The 21,218-nt window shown below is 51.1% G+C and carries 19 protein-coding genes; 8 read left to right on the top strand and 11 right to left on the bottom strand.

Annotated elements, in window-relative coordinates:
• Positions 1-30: 30 nt before the first annotated feature.
• The 3 genes from BWI97_RS22965 to BWI97_RS22975 form a co-directional block, all read right to left on the bottom strand.
• Positions 31-600: a hypothetical protein gene (locus tag BWI97_RS22965; RefSeq protein ID WP_102202974.1), complete on the bottom strand. Its 570-nt coding sequence runs from the start codon at positions 598-600 to the stop codon at positions 31-33.
• A 40-nt stretch (positions 601-640) separates the two neighbouring features.
• On the bottom strand, positions 641-1,159 hold the full coding sequence (locus tag BWI97_RS22970; RefSeq protein WP_146011003.1) for a hypothetical protein: 519 nt from the start codon (positions 1,157-1,159) through the stop codon (positions 641-643).
• Between the two features lie 289 nt (positions 1,160-1,448).
• A complete protein-coding gene (locus tag BWI97_RS22975; RefSeq protein ID WP_102202976.1) occupies positions 1,449-2,702 on the bottom strand; it encodes an alkaline phosphatase family protein in 1,254 nt (417 codons plus the stop codon).
• Between the two features lie 320 nt (positions 2,703-3,022).
• On the opposite strand from BWI97_RS22975, the gene BWI97_RS22980 reads away from it, so the two are divergent.
• The 4 genes from BWI97_RS22980 (at position 3,023) to BWI97_RS22995 (ending at position 6,911) form a co-directional block, all read left to right on the top strand.
• Positions 3,023-3,451, top strand: a complete 429-nt coding sequence (locus BWI97_RS22980; protein ID WP_094813730.1) for an Rrf2 family transcriptional regulator — start codon at positions 3,023-3,025, stop codon at positions 3,449-3,451.
• A gap of 74 nt (positions 3,452-3,525) precedes the next feature.
• Complete coding sequence (gene hmpA / locus BWI97_RS22985) at positions 3,526-4,740, top strand: NO-inducible flavohemoprotein (RefSeq protein WP_233207972.1); 1,215 nt, start codon at positions 3,526-3,528, stop codon at positions 4,738-4,740.
• 158 nt (positions 4,741-4,898) lie between these two features.
• Positions 4,899-5,612, top strand: coding sequence for a hypothetical protein (locus BWI97_RS22990; protein ID WP_146011004.1), 714 nt, complete (start codon positions 4,899-4,901; stop codon positions 5,610-5,612).
• Positions 5,613-5,864: 252 nt separating this feature from the next.
• Positions 5,865-6,911, top strand: a complete 1,047-nt coding sequence (locus BWI97_RS22995; RefSeq protein WP_102202978.1) for a PepSY-like domain-containing protein — start codon at positions 5,865-5,867, stop codon at positions 6,909-6,911.
• A gap of 33 nt (positions 6,912-6,944) precedes the next feature.
• On the opposite strand, the gene BWI97_RS23000 is transcribed toward BWI97_RS22995, so the two are convergent.
• The 3 genes from BWI97_RS23000 to BWI97_RS27750 are packed head-to-tail and all read right to left on the bottom strand — an operon-like array spanning position 6,945 to position 9,628.
• Positions 6,945-8,291: a HAMP domain-containing sensor histidine kinase gene (locus tag BWI97_RS23000; RefSeq protein WP_102202979.1), complete on the bottom strand. Its 1,347-nt coding sequence runs from the start codon at positions 8,289-8,291 to the stop codon at positions 6,945-6,947.
• A 15-nt stretch (positions 8,292-8,306) separates the two neighbouring features.
• The gene (locus tag BWI97_RS23005; RefSeq protein ID WP_102202980.1) at positions 8,307-8,990 is read right to left on the bottom strand and encodes a response regulator transcription factor; all 684 of its coding nucleotides are present in this window, start codon (positions 8,988-8,990) and stop codon (positions 8,307-8,309) included.
• Entirely contained in the window at positions 8,990-9,628 is a 639-nt protein-coding gene (locus BWI97_RS27750; RefSeq protein WP_102202981.1) for a hypothetical protein, read from the bottom strand. Before BWI97_RS27750 ends, BWI97_RS23005 begins: the two co-directional genes overlap by 1 nt.
• A 369-nt stretch (positions 9,629-9,997) precedes the next feature.
• Between BWI97_RS27750 and BWI97_RS23015 the strand changes: the two genes are divergently transcribed.
• A complete protein-coding gene (locus tag BWI97_RS23015; protein ID WP_102202982.1) occupies positions 9,998-10,927 on the top strand; it encodes an AraC family transcriptional regulator in 930 nt (309 codons plus the stop codon).
• 190 nt (positions 10,928-11,117) lie between these two features.
• Positions 11,118-11,870, top strand: coding sequence for an SDR family NAD(P)-dependent oxidoreductase (locus tag BWI97_RS23020; protein ID WP_102202983.1), 753 nt, complete (start codon positions 11,118-11,120; stop codon positions 11,868-11,870).
• A gap of 163 nt (positions 11,871-12,033) precedes the next feature.
• Here BWI97_RS23020 and BWI97_RS23025 read toward each other — a convergent pair whose 3' ends face one another.
• The 3 genes from BWI97_RS23025 to BWI97_RS23035 all read right to left on the bottom strand — a co-directional run bounded on the left by BWI97_RS23025 (position 12,034) and on the right by BWI97_RS23035 (position 14,451).
• Entirely contained in the window at positions 12,034-12,900 is an 867-nt protein-coding gene (locus BWI97_RS23025) for a sugar phosphate isomerase/epimerase (RefSeq protein WP_094813746.1), read from the bottom strand.
• A gap of 335 nt (positions 12,901-13,235) precedes the next feature.
• Positions 13,236-13,631 (bottom strand): VOC family protein, encoded by a 396-nt coding sequence (locus BWI97_RS23030; protein ID WP_102203136.1) that lies wholly within the window; start codon positions 13,629-13,631, stop codon positions 13,236-13,238.
• Positions 13,632-13,725: 94 nt separating this feature from the next.
• Positions 13,726-14,451, bottom strand: a complete 726-nt coding sequence (locus BWI97_RS23035) for an NUDIX domain-containing protein (RefSeq protein ID WP_102202984.1) — start codon at positions 14,449-14,451, stop codon at positions 13,726-13,728.
• Positions 14,452-14,603: 152 nt separating this feature from the next.
• On the opposite strand from BWI97_RS23035, the gene BWI97_RS23040 reads away from it, so the two are divergent.
• Positions 14,604-16,223: a carboxylesterase/lipase family protein gene (locus BWI97_RS23040; protein ID WP_102203137.1), complete on the top strand. Its 1,620-nt coding sequence runs from the start codon at positions 14,604-14,606 to the stop codon at positions 16,221-16,223.
• Positions 16,224-16,348: 125 nt separating this feature from the next.
• On the opposite strand, the gene BWI97_RS23045 is transcribed toward BWI97_RS23040, so the two are convergent.
• Positions 16,349-17,404: a GNAT family N-acetyltransferase gene (locus tag BWI97_RS23045; RefSeq protein WP_102202985.1), complete on the bottom strand. Its 1,056-nt coding sequence runs from the start codon at positions 17,402-17,404 to the stop codon at positions 16,349-16,351.
• A 135-nt stretch (positions 17,405-17,539) separates the two neighbouring features.
• On the opposite strand from BWI97_RS23045, the gene BWI97_RS23050 reads away from it, so the two are divergent.
• Positions 17,540-19,435 carry an AAA domain-containing protein gene (locus BWI97_RS23050; RefSeq protein ID WP_102202986.1) on the top strand — a complete coding sequence of 632 codons (1,896 nt, stop codon included), beginning with the start codon at positions 17,540-17,542 and terminating at the stop codon, positions 19,433-19,435.
• A 130-nt stretch (positions 19,436-19,565) separates the two neighbouring features.
• On the opposite strand, the gene BWI97_RS23055 is transcribed toward BWI97_RS23050, so the two are convergent.
• The gene (locus BWI97_RS23055; RefSeq protein WP_102202987.1) at positions 19,566-21,134 is read right to left on the bottom strand and encodes an FAD-dependent oxidoreductase; all 1,569 of its coding nucleotides are present in this window, start codon (positions 21,132-21,134) and stop codon (positions 19,566-19,568) included.
• Positions 21,135-21,218: the final 84 nt, after the last annotated feature.

The following is a 21,218-nucleotide window of genomic DNA, read 5'->3' on the forward strand; positions in this document are numbered from 1 at the left end:
TGGTTTCAGACATACGTAGAACCGCCCGATTTATTTGAGTTCACCCAGGTAAAAGGCGAGGTTTAAACCGAAGAAAGAACGCTTGGCGTTTACATTCCCAAAAGCCGTTAGACCGATTCCTAAATCTTTTACTCCCGTAATAAATCGAATTTCGGTGGGCAGGCCAATGGTTGTATAGTCCAGGCTTTCGTACACATTGTTTCCATAGGTTAATGGATCGGAAAGGTAGTATTTATACGCCCCCCGATCAGTACCCCATACCGCACCCACACCCGCCGAAAAACGAAACTTTCCTACTTTGTAGCCGTAGAGTAAACCTACATCCGCCACATCAATCAGAGGAGTTACGCTTTCCTTTTCGAAAATCCCCAGATTATACGAACAGCGAAGGGTAAGGAGCGTTGGTTTGTTTTTAAACTCGTAAGCAACGGCCCCCGTTAGATTGGCCAACTTGGTTTGTCCTACGGCACCTCCACCGGCTAAGGATAACCAAAACCCGTCCCGGGACGGACGTACCCGAGAGGGGTCCTGTGCATACGTTTTTCCACTAAAAGCCGTAACGAAGAAAAGAAGCAGTACGTAAAAAGTAAATTTAATCATTGGATGGGTTGGTGAAAGGAATCGTATTAGTGAATGAATTTTAAAAGGTACACCCAATTTTACCCGTGAGGTAACCTTTCTGTTGCATGCCTAACAGGCCCACGGAGGCGAGTATACGGCTTTTACCTTTAAGTCGATAACCGGCACCTAGACCCGTTTCCAATAGAAAAGTTGCCGTACCGCCTTCGTACTGATTCCAGAAATGAGAATAGCCAGGATTCAGGTAGAAGTATGGTGTGAAACGTTGCGTAGAAAAGTCTGCCCGCAGGTCGGCAAAAGCCATCATACCATTGATCCCGGCAATTCGGGCGTAACTAAGCCCCAGACCCGCATGGATCATTTCTTTAAAAACCCAGCCGTTTACGGAAGTCAGGCGAAATCCATTCGCTTGTGGTGGCAGGTAATCCCCTTTCCAGTCCGGACTAGGATCCACCGTACGCCCGCGGATGAAATAATTAAATTTTTCAACGAATAGACTGGATTCAAATCGGGACGTACGCTGTGCGTATGACAGGGAAGAAAACAGTACCATTACTATGCTCGTATAAAGCCATTTCATAGAGGGGAAGGTTGGTTCTAAATTAAAATAGAAAGGCAGGTTAATTTATTTTTCAAAGTAAGCTTAATCCCGTTTTAAAAATAATGGTAAAAGAATTATTTATTTTTTTAAAGCGTAAAAATATTAGACTGTATTGCTGATACAAAATCAATTTCGTTGGCAATTTCCATTATTCTTAGGCGGATTATTTTAAAAAATAATTACCTATTCATTCACTACTAATAGCGAAGAGCCGCATTAGTTAGATAGACTAACCGATGCGGCTCTTCGCTTACTAGTGACCGTTTTTTTACCGTTCCACTACCCAACGATTCACAGTGTTATACGTTCCTTCGAGTACGACTTTATAGAAACCTTCGGGTAGTTTAGATACGTCCAGTGTCGCTTTTTCAGCCGTTACGGGGACTTGCTCCATCAACAGATAGCGGTCATGGCCGCCTTTTTCAAAGTCGTTGGTTAGGGCCAGCCAGATCTTTACCTCGCCCGTTTTGTCAACCGCCTGCCAGGTAAGCTTGATCTGCTTGTCTTCTTTGGCAATGGTGGGGTGATTGATCGAAAGTTTACCAGTCAGCGGTACGCCGTCGAGTTCAAAGGCCCGTTCTTTCGGAAAATTGATTCCCAGGTGCCGACCAATCGTTGGGGTGATGTCCACAATGGCGGGGTACGCCTGCGTCTTCGCCGACTGGCGGAAGTAATCGTTCAAGCCGCTGGCGTTGGTTACGATCCAGGTACTGCGTTCAGCATCCGACTGGCGACCATGATCTTTTCCCACGGGTTCGCTTCGACCGTGATCGGTGGTAATAAAAAACTGCCATTTTTCACCGAGTTTTTCTCGTTCCTGAATGGCTTTCCACAATCGCCCCATTTGATCATCCATCAGCGTAACGGCTTTGGTAAAAGCCTCACTATTCCCGTATCGGTGGCCCATGTCGTCGGTGTATTCCAGATAGACCCAGGACAAATCCGGAGCGTTGGTACGGATGTAGGCCGCCGCCTCATCGACAACTTTTTCATCAATGCGGCGAATGTATTCGGATTTGTTATCGTGCGGAAAATGCAGCGTATCCAGTTCAAAACCATCGAAGAAATAATCCATTTCCAGCTGCTTGGTCTGGTCTAAACCCGTACCAATCAGCTTGGTACGATTATCGAGCCAGGTGGAAAAAATGGCGGCTTTCTTCTGGGGATAGGTTTCCTTAAAGAAGCGAAAGATCGTCCAGTAGTTATAATTCGGTTCCCGGATGCTGTTATCCCAGACGTTATGCTTGTTGACCCAGGTACTCGTCAGTAAGCTATTATAACCCACCGCCGAGATGGTGGGGGTTTGTGAATACGACTGTTTCTGCCCCCCTACGTACGCTTTGCTCATACCGCCGACTTTGGCAATGGCATCCAGATGAGGCGTCGAGATTTTTTTGAGTTGTTCGTAAGAAATGCCATCGACAATTACGAATACGGCCTTGTGTGCCCCCGGCTGAGCGTAACTGGTCCGGACGCTGGCCAACAAAAGCATCGCATACGCAAAATAACGTGTAAAGCTCATGGTACGTGAAAAATAGACTTGATCCCGTAAAACGTTTAACAATCCTGAATGATCCAAGCAGTTCGCTCAAGCCTCCCCTTGTCCAGGGAGTGCGAATGCGTTTTTGTCCCACCTACCAGGGTTTGACGGCGTGAATCTAGGTTCATTCGGAGCCTCAAGTACCGTTTTCTCTAAACTTTTACAAAATCATAACACACGTCCGAGCGGAATGGAAAGCCCGCTAGGCGTTGGCTAGCGAGAAAATCAGGCAAAAAATAAATAAAAGATATTTTTGTCTTTTATTTAAAACCGCGTACGTTTGTCCCAAGTTTAACACGCCGATGTTTTCAAAAACCTGCGAATACGCCATCCGGGCCCTGCTTTACATTGCTCAGCAATCGGACGCTGGGCACAAAGTCGGTTTCCGGCAGATTGCTCAGGCAATTGATGCTCCCGAGCCCTTTCTGGCTAAAATCCTTCAGGATTTGACTCGCAAAGGCTTACTGCAATCGGCGAAAGGCCCAAATGGCGGGTTTTTCGTGGCGGCGATGGATATTTCACTGGCTGCCGTCGTACGGGCCATTGATGGTGACAAACTTTTTAGCGGCTGTGGTTTGGGCCTACCTAATTGCTCGGAAACCAACCCCTGCCCCATCCATCAGCAATTTAAAAGCGTACGGGCTCAGATTCAGAAAATGTTGCAATCGTCTACCATCGGTGATTTCAATGACCTGATTGCCCAGGGTCTGGTTCGGTTAAAAAGTGCCTGATCCTTTTTTTTATCTCAATAAAAGACTAAAAGGTCTTTTACTATTTAATTCACTACTGTTTCTCCTAGATGACCATGATGACCACCGAAGAAAAAGAACTCGTCAAAGCCACCGTTCCCGTACTGAAAACCAATGGAGTACAACTAACGACGCACTTTTACCAACGCATGTTCCGCTACAATCCGGAGCTTAAGCATACATTCAATCAGGGGAACCAGCAGAACGGTCGCCAGCAAATGGCCCTGGCGATGGCCGTATTGGCCTACGCCGAACACATCGATGATCCTTCCGTACTCTTACCCGTTTTGAACCACATTGGCCACAAACACGTCAGTTTATCCATTCGGCCCGAACATTACGCCATTGTGGGCCGCCATCTGCTGGCTTCCATTGGCGAAGTACTCGGGGAGGCGGCAACGCCCGAACTCATACAAGCCTGGGCCAAAGCGTATCAGCAACTGTCGAAGCTTATGTCGGGCGTGGAAGCGGATTTGTACGAGCAAAATGTAGCTCAGGAAGGCGGCTGGACCGGCTGGCGGCCCTTCCGCGTAGAAATTAAACAGGCCGAAAGCAGCGAGATTACTTCTTTTTATCTGATCCCGGTCGATGGCGGTCCAGTGGCCCCACACCAACCGGGACAATTCCTCAGCGTACGCGTGTTTCTGCCCCAGCTCCAGTTGCTTCAGCCGCGTCAGTACAGCATTTCTTCGGCTCCCAATCAGCGGTATTACCGGATTTCGGTGAAACGGGAAACCAACGCCATTCCCAGTTTCAACGGCATGATCAGTAACTATCTGCACGACCACATTCAGGAGGGCGATACGCTGGATCTGAGTGCTCCGGCCGGGGAATTTACGCTGGAGCTATCGGATTCCCGGCCCAGCGTATTCATCAGCGGCGGTGTCGGTCAAACGCCTTTGCTGAGTATGCTGGAACATCTACTGGATTCGCCCTCGAAACAACCCATTCACTGGATTCATGGCTGTCGCCACGCGGGCGTACACGCGTTCAAAGATGTATTGGCCGAGTGGGAAGCGGCGTATCCACACCTACACACGCACCTGTTTTACAGCCAGTTACCCGACCTGGGCGGCTCGCAGGCGGGCGTTCAGACGGGCATCGTTGATATTTCGCAGCTACCCGCTTCCGTTCTGGATCCCGAGGCCATTTACTACGTCTGTGGTCCATCGGGATTCATTACCAAACAATTCGAGGATTTACAGGCCGCTGGTATTCCTGCTTCCTCCATTCGCTTTGAAGAATTTGGTCCGCAGTCGCTTGCTCTGTAATGAAACGTGGGAAATCGTAGGGTTTGGAATCCGGTTTGGAATAGCGAACCGGATTCAAATCTTCCCCTAACTGGAGCTTAAGATAAATTAATCGTTTCTTCAGATCGTCCTTAAGTGGGTACGGTAGGTTTGCCATCGTAAGTCATCAAAACAGACCAATGAAAAGCAAACCATCATTCGCACTTCTCGTACTCGCCGGTATGGCGAGTGTAGCCACACTCCAGGCACAACCTCCCGTAGGCCCAGGTCCAGGCCCCGCTGCCTTACGACCCGCTCCTCCCGCTGGGCCGCTTCCGCTTCAACAACCGGGGCTGGTTGCCCTCACGACGCTGAGCGGTACTGTGCAGGATTTCACCGCCAACGATGAGTCGGTTCTGGACGGATTCACTTTTAATACCGAAGGAAAAAAGGTAGTCGTTCAGTTTCCCCCGCACCTGGGACAAGCCATTCAGGCAGCGAGTAAATCGGGCCGTCAGGTAACAATAACGGGTTCTTCGGAACTTACGCCCGAGGGGCAGAGTATGTTCCGGCTGGTTAGCCTGACGAGTGGTCAAACCGTCGTAACCGATACGCCTCCGGCCGCACCCGCTACCCCACCGCCATTAACGCCGACGACTTTCAAAGGCAAAGTGCTGGATTATCAGCTCAACAAGCAGGGCCAGGTAAGTGGGTTACGCCTCAGTGACCAGACACTTGTCCGCGTGCCTCCTCACCTCGCCGCCCAGGTGATTGCGGTCGCACCGAAAGAAAGTACGGTTTCGGTAGAAGGATACGTCCAACCCACGGGCGAAGGTCAGGTTCGCCTGCAAAAACAACAGGTGATCGAAGCCTCGGTTCTTACCGTAAACGGAAAGTCTTTTCTGCTCCGTTAATAGCGGCTTTACCTAAAACCTATCGGTTGGTCTGATTTCCTGGTAGTACTCAGGAAATCAGACCAACCGATTTCGCTTCTAGCCTTCGGTTCTTTTTCCAAGCGTAGAACATTGATAGCTTTAGAATGCCGACCCGACTTCGATTTGCAAACGGCAGTTCTATTGCTTTAGTAAGACCGAATAGAATTAATACGATCTTAAGGTTATCTTCATGTGGCAGAATCACCTTTGGTCAAACAACCAAAGAGCCCAATGAAGAAGACTTTTGTATCCGGAGCGATTTTGCTCACGCTCCTCACCGCCAGCTGTACCAAAACGGCGATGACCCCCAGCCCCACGCAGACGACTGAAAACAGCGTCCTGTTTAGTACCCGGGCCTCCGCCAGTGTGGTAGGATTGCCCAGTTCAACGTTGCCGACGGCCATCCAAACGTACCTGGATCAGAACGCCGCAGGATATACCCTGATTCGGGTAGAAAAAAAGGCTCAGCCCGGTACCAACACGTACGGGGGTACGAAGGTGACGGTATTAAAAGACGGCGTTCCGGTTGATTATTACTTTGACACAAACGGAGCCCTAACGACCCGTCCGGCGGGTCCTCGCGGAGAGGTACTTACGTCTCTGACCGCTACGCAATTGCCCGCTACGGTAAGCAGTTACCTCAGCCAGACCTACGCCGGGTACCAGTTCATCGTTGCGGAATCCGTCCAGATCAACGGCGTTGCCCAGGAATACCGGGTACAGATTGTAGCGAATGGACAACGCATCAACGTTCATTTCGACGGGACAGGAACCTTCCGGGATGCTCATACGGCTCCCGGCGATCTGACCAAAACGCACGCCGTCCGTTACCTCTCCAGAGATAAAGTACCAGCGGCCATCGAGACGGCTCTTGCGAGCACCTACACCAGCTATACCTACGGCTGGACCGAGGAACACGTGCACGATGAGACGACTACTTACGACGTGAAGGTTTTCAGTAACGGCCAGCTCCTCGTTTTGCATTTTGATACGACGGGTACACAGATTACTCCGGCGGGACCAGGTCCCAAGCCAGGAGGACCGGGTGGACCAATGGCTCCGGCCAAAGACGCCCTCATTCAGGAGGCGACGCTGCTGCCTTCCGTAATTACGACCTACTTACAGACTCATTTCAGTGGGTACACGTTCCTGGTAGCCAAGCAGCATACGCCGCCAGCGGGAAGTGAGTACAAAATTGATGTGGCCGTGGGTGAGCAATTGTATACGCTTCGGTTTTCAGCCTCCGGCGAATTACTGATGGCCCATGCCCGAGGATAAGGGTAGTTGAAGTGAGTGAACCAGGGCACTGTTTTAGCGAACGGAGTCCTGGTTTCTTTTGAAGCGAATCTCGGCTCGGAAGGAGTCCTGGGTGGCCGTTACGGTGAATGAACCTTGCATGAGTCGAACCATTTGCTGACTAATCCAGAGGCCTAAGCCGTATCCATCGTGCCGGGTATCAGCCTGATAGAATTCCTGAGTCAACCGATCGGGATCGGCTACCGGACCACTGGTCAAGTTGGTCAGGGACCAGACCACGTTTTCGTCGAGCACCTCCAGTCGCAAATCCACCTGCGTTTGTGGTCGGGCGTACTTGGTGGCGTTATCCAGCAGATTGAGCAGCACATTCGTAAGTTTGTCTTCATCCGCCCCTACGCGAAACGAAGGAGCCGTATCATCCAAATATACCAACAAATAGAGTTGCCTCTGCTTCAGGACGGCATGATAGCGTTCCGTTAGCTGTAAGGTCAAATCATCAAGTTCGATGGGCTCCGGACGTAGTTGCAGGGTACCCGCCCGAAGCTGACTCATCGCCAGCAGATCGTCCACCAGCCGACTCAGTCGCCGTAATTCGGCCAGTTGACTCGCTAGAAAAAAACGTTCGCGGTCGTTGATCGCCTCCCGCTGGGCCACTTCGATTTCAGTACGCAGGATACTAAGGGGCGTACGCAGTTCGTGCGAGGCAGCGGCAAAGAAGTTGTGTTGCGTATCCACGGCCTGCTGAATGCGGGCCAGCATGTCGTTGATGGTCGTCGCTAATTCCTGTATCTCATCGCTGGTCCGGGGCATGGGAATGGGCGTTACTCCGCCGGCCAGATTGACCGAACGGGCCGACTGAATGATGGCTTGTAGCGGGCGTAACAGCCAGCCGCTCAGCCACCAGGCTCCCAGTCCCGAAATGACCATGCTCAACAACAGTGTACTGATCAGTAACCAGCCAATGTTTTGCAGTTGCCGGGTCAGGGGGCGGTTGCTACGCCCTACGATGGTCGTAAGATTTCCGTAATCGCCTTCCGCATCTCGGTTCACCCGGGCCAGTTCAAGCGTATCGGATTGAAAGACCGTAGCGGCTCCGGTTTTGCTCAGGTGTTCCGGAAATTGCGGCGACTGGTACAGACGGCGGGAGGAATCGCCCGTGGTATACCAAAGGGCCAGCACTTCGCCCGACTCGGGCAATGGAATGACCAGGGGGTACAGCGACACCCGTTCGGATAGCCGCGTAGCCCGATCCATCAACGCCCGATTTTCCTGCTGAATCAGTACCTTTTTGACCTCATGGAATACGTAGGTAGCCGCAGCGGCAAACCCCACAAAGAAGGTAAGCCCGAATACCAGACCCATTTTTACCCGAATACTACGAATGGGCCAGATTCCTACCATACCTATCAAAGAAGTTTAATTGATTTCCAGTGTTCCCTTGAGGCGATACCCTACGCCAACGACCGTTTCGAGCAGCGGCACGGCAAAGCCCCGGTCAATCTTTTTCCGAAGTTGGTGGATGTGTACTTCCACGACATTACTACCCCGGTCAAAATCAGATTCCCAGACTTTTTCGGTCAACTGGGCTTTAGACAGAACGCGACCGGCATTTCGCATGAGCTGTTCCAGCAACTGATACTCCCGGGGCGTCAGGGCAATGGGTTGTTCGCCCCGGCTGACCTGCCGACTGGCCAGATCCATACGCAAGTCACCGATCTGCCACACCGCCAGCCGACTGCCCGCCTGACTCCGTTGTACTGTACGAATCCGGGCCAGTAATTCTTCCAGCTCAAAGGGTTTACGCAGGTAGTCAACGGCTCCTAAGTCCAGTCCTTCTACTACGTGGCGGGACTGATTGAGAGCACTCAGAATCATTACGGGAACATCAATGCCAAAAGCCCGTAAAGTACGCAACACGTCAAAGCCCGTCGTTCCGGGTAACATCAGGTCCAGCAAAATCAAATCATAACCGCCTACGGCTGCCTGTTCAAGGCCTACCGATGCCGAAAAGGCAATATCTACCGCGTAACCCGCCTGCCGAAGACCTTTCTGCAGGTGCAGGGCCAGTTTTTCTTCGTCGTCGATTAACAGAATTTTCATTAGAGTGCAAAGGTTTGACCCCGAATCGTTAGTGTAGAAGGGAGTAATACAGCACGGCCGGTTTGATTGACAAAACCCTCGGCGGTTCGCTCGAAACCGGTCACACTCAGGCGTTGAACACCTTCGAGCAAGGGAAGAATTTGTCCGGCCTGGTGGGGTTTGAGTTCAATGAGATACTTATCCGTCAGCAAAGCGATCAACTGCCCGCGTTCGTCCCGTATCTTTTTGAGCAGGGGCCCCTCCGCCTGAACCAGCGAGCCCGATTGGGGTTGGGGCGGCGGCAAACCGGCCACTTGTATTACTAAATCGGAGGAGGGATTTCGCAGCCGAATCAGACGATACCGGTTCAGCCGGGCTTCCGGCGGGCGAGCCGGGCCGGGTCCACCCGTTCCGGGTTCGACATCGGCGGTAATCGTTTGTCCGGTACGGGCCAGTCGCCGCACACTGAGAGCGGCGTGGGGAGGAAAATTTAGTTGTACTTCGCCCGCCGTTGTTTGTAGCCGTAAGCCATCATAATCCCCAATCCGATTGCACACATAGCCGAGCACCCGGCCCGAAACGGAGGTCTGGGCCTGGGTTGTTTCCCTACTTAGCCACAAGAGCAGGAAAAGGGTGGTATAGCGTAACGTTTTTTTCACACGAACGAATAAAGGGGAATCACGAACGATTCCATAATGGGGTACTTTTTTGCTGCACGGACTTACTTTACCGACTCTACCCGTACAATCCTAACTCAAGATGAGTCCTTTTACGGAAACGTTTACCGAAGCATTTCAAAGAGTATCGTTCTTTTGAGTCCGCCAGCCCCGACGAATTCTCTCTCTGCAAAGGAGCCAAGTTCGGCTACTCCGATAAAAACGGCCTTAGGATAAGATTAAGATTTCTTAATGTTTCGATTTTAGCTCTTCTTCTTAACTGACCTCTACGCGTACCCATAGAATCCGTATGTGGTTCGTTTGAGTTGTTGATGACTCTTTGTAAATTTGATTTTTACAAACGTACGCTACATGGCTCTGACCTCGGTTGATGATTTTTATCGGGAAGTAACGACGGGCTCTACGCTCGAAAAACAAACGATCTTTCCGCAGGATGTCGCGAAAGAAATTGGTCATTTCAATGTTTTCAGCATTAAAGACTTATTTCAGAAGACAACGCAGCGGTCGGTCATGCCGTACAATCGTCGGACTTATTACAAAATCAGTCTGATTCGCGGTCGAAACCGGGCCGAATACGCCGACAAAGTCATCGACATTGAAACCAATGCTTTGCTGTTTGCTTCCCCTAAAGTACCCTATCATTACGTACCGCTGGATGAGCAACAGGCGGGTTATTTCTGCATTTTTACGGATGCGTTTCTCCTGCCCAGCAAGAGCGGCGTCATCCTGGACGAGCTACCCATTTTCCGACCGGGCGGCGTACCGATCTTTCAGCTAAGCGATGAGAAAGCCGACCAGCTCAACAGCCTGTTCCTGAAGATGCGGGAAGAAATCACGTCCGATTACGCCTATAAGTATGATTTGCTACGCACCTACGTGCTGGAGTTGATTCATTACGGACAGAAACTACAGCCGTTGCCGGCAAGCTCAACCCATCCGCCGGCCTCTGCCCGGGTTACCTCCCTGTTTCTTGAATTACTGGAACGGCAGTTTCCCATTGATACGCTTCATCAGAAAGTAGGCCTTCGTACGGCCAAGGATTTTGCCGATCATCTGGCGGTTCACGTCAATCACCTCAATAAAGTTTTGAAAGAAACGCTGGGCCAAACCACGACGGAAGCCATTCAACAGCGGATTCTGCAGGAAGCCAAAATTTTGCTCAAACAAACCAACTGGACGGTATCCGAAATTGCTTACTGCCTGGGTTTCGAGCAGGTCGCCCACTTTTCCAATTTCTTCCGCAAACAAACCTCCTTCTCGCCACTTGCTTTTCGGGCCTAAGATTTGATTTTTGCAAGGAATGGATTGATCCGTACAAACACCCGGATTGTCCTAGCCCGCATCTTTGCATCCGGCAAGCCAGCCGTAAATCGCTGGTTGGGATACGGCCTAGCCGGGTACGCCCTGTGCATGCTGGTACTTGGTTTTACGGCTAAGTACCGTTCTTTCAAACCTTAAGAAACAGACCATTATGAGTATTGCATTAGTTACCGGCGGTAGCCGCGGTTTGGGCAAAAACATGGCCCTGAGTCTGGCTAAAAAAGGAATCGACGTGATTCTTACCTACCACAGTAAAGCTGACGAAGCTCAGGCGGTCGTCGCAGAGATTGAGCAACTGGGAGCGAAAGCCGCAGCCCTTCCGCTTGATACGGGAAACGTGGCTAGCTTTGAGGCTTTTGTTGGCCAGTTCAAACAAGTACTCGCCGATACCTTTGGCCAGGAACACTTCAACTTTCTGATCAACAACGCCGGTGTGGCCGCTCATACGCCCATTGGCAATACGAAGGAAGAAGATGTGGATCAACTGGTAAACATTCACTTCAAAGGCGTCATTTTCCTGACCCAGCACCTACTTCCCCTCCTCACCGATGGTGGCCGGATCATCAATATTTCTTCGGGTCTGACTCGCTTTTCCAATCCAGGCTACGCCGTGTACGCTTCCCTCAAAACGGCCATCGAAACGCTGAGCCGGTACATGGCGAAGGAATTGGGATCACGGGGTATTGCCGTCAACGTTGTAGCTCCGGGAGCCATCGAAACCGATTTTGGCGGTGGAGCCGTGCGGGACAATGCTCAGATCAATCAGCAAATTGCCAGTGCGACGGCCCTCGGCCGCGTAGGTTTACCCGATGACATTGGGGGTGTAGTGGCTTTTCTGTGTACGGAAGAAGCCCGCTGGATCAATGCTCAGCGAATCGAGGTATCGGGTGGGGTGAATCTGTAGTCAATCAGCTTCATTCAGAAGTACTAATCACCTACTGGAGAGGCGGCAGTTGGAAACTGCCTCATAGTGGGTACAGGTCTGGAAACCTGCACCCGTATACCCTACGAAAAGAGCAAGGCACGGACAGTGTCCGTGCCTTGCTCTTTTCGTCGCTGCCTTTTGGCTAAACGTTCAGCGTTTTCATATACTGAGCGTCCTTTTTCAGACTGTCCATCGGCGAGCCGGGGTACTCCTCCTGTTCAACGAGGAAGTACTTAATCTTACTCGTATCCAGTACGCTCCGCAACGTCTTTTTGAAATCTACGGATCCTTCACCAATATCGTTCTGAACGGGTTTACCATTTTTAACGGTATAATCCTTGATGTGGCAGAGTTCGTAACGTTTGCCGTATTTCTTCAGGTGTTCGGTTGTATTCACTCCCGCAACGTCAATCCAGCACAAATCCAGCTCAAACATTACGTTTTTAGGATCGGTGTTAGCCAGCAGGTAATCCTGGGGTAGCTTGCCATCCAGGGGCTTAAACGAGTAGTCGTGGTTATGGTACCCAAACTTCAGGCCGCCTTTCTTTACTTCCTCTCCTACTTTGTTGAATTCATCGGCGATTTTCTTCCAGTCATCCCAAGTCTTCTGAGCACCAATGTAAGGACAAAGCAGGTAACTCAGGCCCGCTCCCTGTGCCATTTCAATGTTCTTTTTCAGTACATCAGGCTTGCTGGCCGCGGCCCGAAAATCGAAGTGCGTACTGATCATCTTTACGCCCAGCCCATCGAGAAACGATTTCATTTCTTTCGGCTCCAGACCCCACAAAAATCCCTTGGGTCCGCTGTAGCTCTCAAACTGCTTGTAGCCGTACTGAGCCAACTGCGTCATGATGCCTTTAGGATCCTTCGGCAGTACGTCGCGGGCACTGTACAACTGAACGCCGAACGGATTGATCGTTTTCAACGGAGCCGCCGCAAGCGACTCACGTAAGGCGAGGGCACCAGCCGTCAGCAGAGCAGACTGTTTTAAAAAATGGCGTCTTTGCATTGTAAAAAATTCCAGAGTAAGGGTTTCAAAAAGGCTAAGGTACACCGAACAAGTCAACAGGCGTTGTTTTGTCAGTAGGATTCCTTAACTTTTTTCTGCCGATAGAACGAGTATTCCCTGTTTTTTGGTGTATAAACTCCCTTCAATTGTACTAATACGGTTTGGTCAAAAGCTTTTATGGGCCGCATCGTACCCGTGTTGATCAAGGCTGGTTTCCAGACACGGGCTAACGATTTCGGTTGCTATCAAACATTTGGCGTCTGCTAATTAAAGTAACGTCCACCACCCCCTAAGCTCTAGTCTTACGGAGTGGTGGACGTTGGATGGCAACGTACTTACGCGTTGGGTTGCATATAGAAAAATTCCCACAAGTGACCGTCCGGATCCTGAAAGCCGTGCTGGTACATGAATCCCATGTCCTTAGCGGGCGTAGGTGTGGTCGCTCCAGCCGCCAGGGCTTTCTGGATCATGTCATCGACGGCCGCCCGGCTTTCCAGGGAGAGGGATACAATGACTTCAGCGGTTTGTTGGGCGTCGGCTACTGCTTTTTTGGTAAACGTCTGGAAAAAAGGCTCCACCAGCAGCATGACGTAAATGGTTTCACTGATGACCATACACGTGGCGTTTTCGTCCGTATACTCGGGATTGAATGAATAGCCCAGTTGCGTAAAAAAGGTGACGGAAGGTTCAAGGGCTTTTACGGGCAGGTTTACAAAGATTTGCGTAGCCATAGGTTCAGTATGTTTTTGTTTTTGCAAACCTAAGCCCCTTTTTCCCAGCGAATACTGGTCAAAACCGACCATTTGCCGGGCTGATTGCGACAGCTTACTCCGGCTGAATAAACCGGTAGAGATACGGAGCTTTGTGGGCTTTTCCGGTATACGTCTTCTCCAGTCGCTGCAAAATTCCCAGACTCAGCATACGTCGCTGAAAACTCGATCGATTCAGTGGCTCCCCCAGTACCGTTTCGTAAAGTCGTTGCAGCGTGTGCATGGTGAAGGATTCTTCCAGCAGATTAAACCCAATGAGTTTTCGATCCAGCGTTTCCCGAAGTGTTTCCAGGGCTTTGGCTACAATGCTTTTGTGGTCGAGCATCAGCGAAGGCAGCTGATGTAGTTCGTACCAGGCACAGCGATCGGCCATCGCGTCGGGCTGGGGTACGGCTTGGGTAAAGTCTACCAGAGCGTAATAGCCTACCGTTACAAACCGCCGTAATAGCCAGTGATCCGGCTGCACCGCGTGACCTTTCGCTTGCATGATCTGAGCGAGCGGAGCTGGATCATACCGCTGCAGACTTCCGAAGGTATGAAACTGTTCGAGGTAAATATCGGTCAGGCCCGTTCGCTGAGCCAGCACGCGGCGGGCGGCAGACTCCAGATCTTCCTTTTCGCGGACAAATCCGCCCGGCAGGGCAAATAAATCCGTGTTTTTGTACTCCAGAATCAGAATTTTAAGTTCCTGATCGTGAAAACCGAAAATGACAAAATCAAGAGCCAGACCCGGTAAAAACCCTCGTCCATCAGGGTTGGTCTCATCCGTCGCAGTAGTCATACGTAACACTCTTTATCGTTTCTTTTTTACAAAATTTGTTCGATTCAAGGGCATTTTCTATTATTGTTGCACTATGCAACAATAAAGCATTTCTCTGATTTTTCAAAAAGCCAATCGATTTTACTTCATGCGTTAAACAGCCTCTTGCGATGATGAAAACAATGCTTACCTTTTTACTGATGGGAACGACGCTGGCCTTTTCCCAGACGTCGAAAGCTCCTCAGATTAAAACCCAGAACGGAGTCGTCGAAGGAACCGTCGAAGCCAGTGGGATTCGTTCGTTCAAGGGCATTCCCTTTGCTCAGCCCCCCGTGGGCAATCTACGGTGGAAAGAACCTCAGCCCGTTAAAAACTGGGAAGGCGTGCACAAAGCGGATCATTTTAGCCCTGCTGCCATGCAGCGAGCCTTGTTTGGGGACATGAACTTTCGTTCGAACGGAACGAGTGAAGATTGTCTGTACCTGAATGTATGGACGCCCGCGAAAAAAGGGAATGAAAAACTGCCCGTACTGGTGTATTTCTACGGCGGTGGCTTCATGGCCGGCGATGGCTCCGAGCCGCGTTACGATGGCGAAAGCATGGCTCAGAAGGGCATAGTCGCCATAACAGTAAACTACCGGCTTACGGTTTTCGGTTTTCTGGCCCATCCCGAACTAACCAAGGAATCACCGCACCATTCGTCCGGTAATTACGGACTCATGGATCAGCAGGCGGCTTTACGCTGGGTGAAGGCCAACGTTGCCGCTTTCGGAGGCGATCCGAACAAAGTAACCATTGCTGGCGAATCGGCTGGCTCTATTGCGGTAAGTGCCCAGATGGCCTCGCCGGGTTCCAAAAACCTGTTTGCTCAGGCGATTGGTGAAAGTGGTTCGCTGATGGGTACGCTCTCACCCGTTTCCCTCGCTGAGGCGGAAAAGAAAGGCAGTCAGTTTGGCGAATCCATCGGAGCTGCCTCTTTGGCTGCCCTGCGGGCCTTGCCGGCGAAAGAATTACTGGAAGCGACCGCAAAGGCAGCTCCCGGCAGTTTTCCCATCACCATCGACGGTTACTTTTTCCCGAAACCCGTCAGCGATATTTTCGCCGCGGGAGACCAGGCTCAAGTACCGCTATTACTGGGCTGGAACTCGGAGGAAATGAATTACCGGGCCTTAATGGGTCCGCAAGCCCCTACCGTAGAAAACTACAAAAAGGCCGTGCAGGGTCGTTTAGGTGCTTCGGCTGATGACATTCTAAAGGCTTATCCCGTGACTTCAGATGCTCAGGTAGAAGAAGTAGGTACGGCTCTGGCGGGTGATCTTTTCATTGGGTACAGCACCTGGAAATGGGCAGACTACCACATGAAAACCAGCAAACAACCCGTCTACCGCTATCTGTATACCCAGCCGCGTCCCGCGATGAGGCCTGAAATGGGCAACGCTCAGCCCGGACTGGCCGGAGGCGTAGTGAAAAATGCGGATCCCGCTACCAAACCCGCCCCGGCGGCTAAGGGTGCCGTTCACTCGGCTGAAATTGAGTACGCCATGGGCAATCTGGCCACCAACAAAGTGTACGCCTGGACGGATGAAGACTACAAAGTGTCCAAAACCATGCAGAATTACTTTGCTAATTTTATCAAGACGGGCAATCCCAACGGAGCTGGCCTACCCAAATGGACGCCCGCTACGGAAAATAAGGTGTACGTCATGCACATTGGTGCCAAGACCTTCGAGCAACCCGAGCAGCACCGCGAGCGGTATCTGGCCATTGACGAAATGTCGAAGAAAGCTAAATAGAGGATTCGTTTTAAAAAGAGAGGAAGTACGGGGAATCCCGTACTTCCTCTTTGTATTTTATAGTACTTACCTGATTATTAAAGAAATAAATATTCAAACCTCAACTTAAACTTGAAACTATTTTCTCAGGTATAATCAAATGAAGAAACATACACCGGACTTTGCCGGAGCTGTTGCCACTGCTCTTCGGACAGGCCTTTCCCCTGTACCCATACCTGCGTAGACACTCCCGTCTGAAAGCCGCTAAAAAAGCCCATATCCGGTAGACGGGTCCATTCGGTACGGCGTTCATCGAGTTGCCAGAGAGCCGTATATCTTTCCCTATGAGCCAGCAGGCTTTCCAGCAGCGTGGGTAAAAGTGACTCGAAACCCGCCTTCAGGTAGACAGCCTCAAGGGCGACAAAGGCGTAATCCGGCTGGAAAAGATTCTTCAGTACTGGTACGTAACGAAGTCCATGCATCAAAAACCAGCCCCCCGCACCCGGCATGTGCCTGAACTGCCAGCGAACCCGCCGGGCGGCAACGGCAGCGACAATTTGATTTCCTTCCCAAAGACCATAAAAATTTCCCTGCGTTTTCGTCCAGGTTTTAAAAGCGTACGGTTGATAGCTGGCTTGCAGGAAAGGCAGTAGCCGTGCTTCTTCTTCCGGCGTCAAGGCTCTGAATCGGGAGTCTTTTTTAGGGTTCAAGCGACGGAACAGGTACAATTGTAGCTGGGCAATGCACTCAAATTGAAGCGTTTGAGAAACGGCTACCGAACGCGTATTCCTGGCTTCAATAAACGAATACACCAGAAACGGAGCCGGGATTTGCTGAAAAAGGTAAGCAACGGCCTGCGTTTTCAGCAAACGACCATAGCCCCGCCCCTGAGCGACTGAGGTTACGGCCAGATACCGCCCATAAAAGCTGTCTACCCATCCCCAGGGCACTTCAACGACCCGATGATCCAGGCAGTACACGCCCAACAGGGTTTCCTCTTCATACAGGTGAAAAAAGAAGGGATTGTAGAGTTCCCGCAACCGCTCTTCCTGATTGGTTTGCCGATACCGAACGCCTTTGGTACCATAAACCGTGTCTTTGAGCAGGCTCAAGGCCGCCGCATCAGCCTGGGGTTTAACTACTAGCGAAAGGGACGCTTCACGATAGATTTCAGTAGTTTCGGGGGCAGAGATCGCAGGCATTCGGTACGTGATTGGACGCGGCAAAGCTACACGTGCCGCTCTACACTCGGTAGTTTTTGCTTCCAAAGTGACAGGCTGTCCCTTTGGTTTTCGGAGGAATTCCTCATTTCTGTGAACCAGCGGCTACCTTTGTGTATGGATTATTTTAAAAAGCTACTGGAATTACTCCAGATCGAGCGGGAAGAAGATCGGCAGTCGTATTTAAAACTGACCGAATCTACCTCCGTCAGCGAGCGGAGAGCTGCCGGCCTGAGCTGGTACCCACTGGCCATCCGGGGTTCAGAAATGAGTCGCGGCGATTATTTGACGGTGGAACTAGAGCGAACCACGCATCAGGATATACCTCATCAGTTCCGCTTCGGTATGCCAGCGGTACTGTTTTCCAACCATGATCCCAAGGAGGATCGCGTGGAGGGCATTGTTGCCCACCAAAGTGGCAACCGTCTTCGTTTAACGTTGCGGACGGATGAGCTGCCCGAATGGTCCCGTCAGGGCAAACTGGGCATTGACCTGCTGTTTGATGACAACAGCTACGAGGAAATGCAGAATGCCCTGAAAGTGGCGGATCAGCGGAGCGACAAACCCGATGGTCAATTGATTCGACTGTTGACGGGCTCGGCTTCTCCCACCTTTCGTACCGACGTTACGCCGGTTTCTTTGCCGCGACTGAATCCCTTTCAGCAACAGGCCGTTGAAAAAATCCTGGCGGCTAATGAACTGGCTATCGTTCACGGCCCGCCGGGTACGGGTAAAACGACCACACTCGTCCAGGCCATTAAAGCCCTCTGGCAACAAACGCACCAGAAAATTCTGGTGGTGGCTCCCAGCAATACGGCCGTCGATTTGCTCAGTGAAAAACTAAGTGAAGAAGGCCTCAACGTACTACGAGTAGGCAATCCAGCCCGCGTATCACAGCGGTTGATGTCCCTGACGCTTGATCAGAAAATGACCGAGCATGCCCGCACGAAAGAAATCAAAAACCTGAAGAAGCAGGCTCAGGAATACAAACGCATGGCCCATACCTACAAGCGAAACTTTGGGAAAGGTGAACGCGACCAACGCAAGGCTCTCTTTGACGAGGCTCATCGTATTATGAAAGAGGTCGATCAGAGCGAACAATACATCATTGACGATCTGGTGGGGCGTACGCAGGTGATTACGGCAACGCTTGTGGGAGCCAATCATTACACCGTTCGCAATCAAACCTTTCATACGGTAGTCATCGACGAAGCCGGACAGGCTCTGGAACCCGCCTGCTGGATTCCCATTCTCAAAGCTCAAAAGGTAGTACTGGCGGGCGACCATTGCCAGTTGCCGCCCACGGTAAAGTCCAAAGAAGCCGCCCGTCAGGGACTGAGTACCACATTGCTTGAAAAATCCGTTGCTCTCCATCCGGAAGCCGTGGTACTGCTTGAGGAACAGTATCGCATGCACGAACAAATCATGGGTTTTTCCTCGAAACTATTCTATCAGGATCGGCTCATCGCTCATGCTTCGGTAGCTCATCGGCTCTTGTTTCCTGGCGATGCCCCGCTGGCTTTCATTGATACAGCGGGCTGCGGGTTCGAAGAAAAACTGGAAGGGACCAGTTCGACCAACCCCGAAGAAGCGGCCTTTCTCATGCGGCATCTGGCTCAACTGGTGGAACAGGTACGGTCCAGAGGCGGCGACTTCCCCAGCATTGCGGTTATTTCACCCTATAAGCAACAAATCAGCGTGTTACAGGAACAGTTTCAGCACACGGAATCTTTGCAAGCCGTAGCTGAGTACATTTCCATTAATACCATTGATAGTTTTCAGGGGCAGGAACGGGATGTGGTTTACATCAGCATGACCCGCAGTAATAGTGAAGGTGAGATCGGTTTTCTTTCCGACATCCGTCGCATGAACGTAGCCATGACCCGGGCTCGTAAAAAGCTGGTCGTGATTGGCGATAGTGCTACGCTTTCGCAACTTCCCTTTTACGCGGACTTCATCGCGTATGCGGAAAGTCATGAAGCGTATCAAAGTGCCTGGGAATTTATGGAGTAGTTTTCATTTTCAGGTGTTTGTATCATTTTCGCTACATAAACACTTGAGGCATTTCGTAGAAAAAGAGCGGATGAAAGTTAACCTTTCATCCGCTCTTTTTAGTTTCTCTATAAACAATCTGGCCTTAAGCTTAAGCCTTGCCTTTCAAATCTACCGGTTCCAGATTTCGCCGGGCGGGGCCGGTCAGTACCGTTCCATCCGTATCAAAGCGGGCTCCGTGGCAGGGACAATCCCAGCTTTTTTCGGAGTTATTCCAGTTGACAATGCAGTGCGTATGCGTACACACCGGACTAACCGCGTGAATGTCTCCCGATGGGTCTTTATAGACGGCCACTTTTTCTCCCGAAAATTCAGCCACCATCCCACAGTCATTTTGAAGCTGATCGAGTGAATCCAATTCTTCGGTAGAAAAACGATCAGCGACGAAGCGGTAAGCGACATCGGCGTTTTCCTTGATGAATTCGGAAGCGGCGGCCAGGGGTTTTACCCGACCCGGATCATACAGAGCTGCCGACGGATTTTCTTTCCCCAGCACGAGATCACTCAGAATTTTTCCTGCTAGCGTACCCAGAATCATTCCGTTTCCGTTGTAACCCGTCCCCGTAAAAATTCCTTCCGAAAAGCCGGGCAGTTTACCAATATAAGGCAGTCCGTCCACGGGCATGTAGTACTGGGCCGACCAGCGATAAGCTACCGAATCCACCTCGTAGTACTGCCGCACGTAGGCTTCCAGCTCAGCAAAGGAAGCTTCAGGATCGCCGTGACCGGTTTTATGGTCCGCTCCACCCACAACCAGATACTTTTGGCCCTCGACTACGTGCGAACGGAAGTAGTGGTAGGGGTCCTGCATATCGTACACCAGGGCGTCGGGGTAGGCTTTGTCTTTCAGGGTAACGGCCAGTACATAACTCCGGTACGGTGCTGCTTCAAAATGTAGGGGATTCACACCACCAGGCGGAATATGCGTAGCGTAAATGATTTGCTTGGCTTTCAGAATACGGCCTTCGGACTCGGCTTCGTGGTAGCCGTCCTTCTGTGTCGTTTGTTCGATCCGGGTGTTTTCCAGAATAACGCCGCCAGCTTTAACAAACACTTCGCGTAAACCCATCAGGTATTTTAAGGGATGAAACTGAGCCTGATCGTCGATGGTAATGACCTTCACCGTCGGTATGGGAACGGGAGCTTTAGGAGCCAGACGGGCCTTCACTCCTACTTTCACCGCACTTTGAAACAGGCTGTCGAGTTCCTTGAGCTGCTTTTCTTCATCGGCGTACACAAAGCCCTGCTTGCGTTCAAAATCACAGTCAATTTTATACGTCTGGACCCAATCCTGAATCGTGGACACAGCCCCGGCAATATCATTGGCAAATTGCTGGGCCGCCTCGGCCCCAAAATCATTTTCTACTTCCGCGTACGTGGTGTCGGCAAAGGTATTGATGTGGGCCGTGGTTCCTCCGGTCGTGCCATAACCCAGGCTATGGGCATCGACGAGCAGGCATTTCTGTCCCTGTTGCTGTAACAATACAGCGGCGGTAAGGCCGGTAATGCCCCCGCCCACAATGAGCGTGTCGTATACGGTTGATTCGTTGAAGGCAGGAGACTCGGTGCCGGCGTGTAATTTCGATTGCCAGAGACTTTCGTTCGCCCCGTCTCGGGGGGCCGTAAATACCTCGTTTTTTGTGAGCTCGATCACAGTCATGACTTCGTGGATTAGTGGTTAGATAAGCTCTAGCTCAATAAAACCATACCACTTTTGCGAGGTATACGGCAGCCCCAGGACTAA

This window comes from Siphonobacter sp. BAB-5405, from assembly GCF_002872335.1.
In the GTDB taxonomy this organism is placed as follows: Bacteria; Bacteroidota; Bacteroidia; order Cytophagales; family Spirosomataceae; genus Siphonobacter.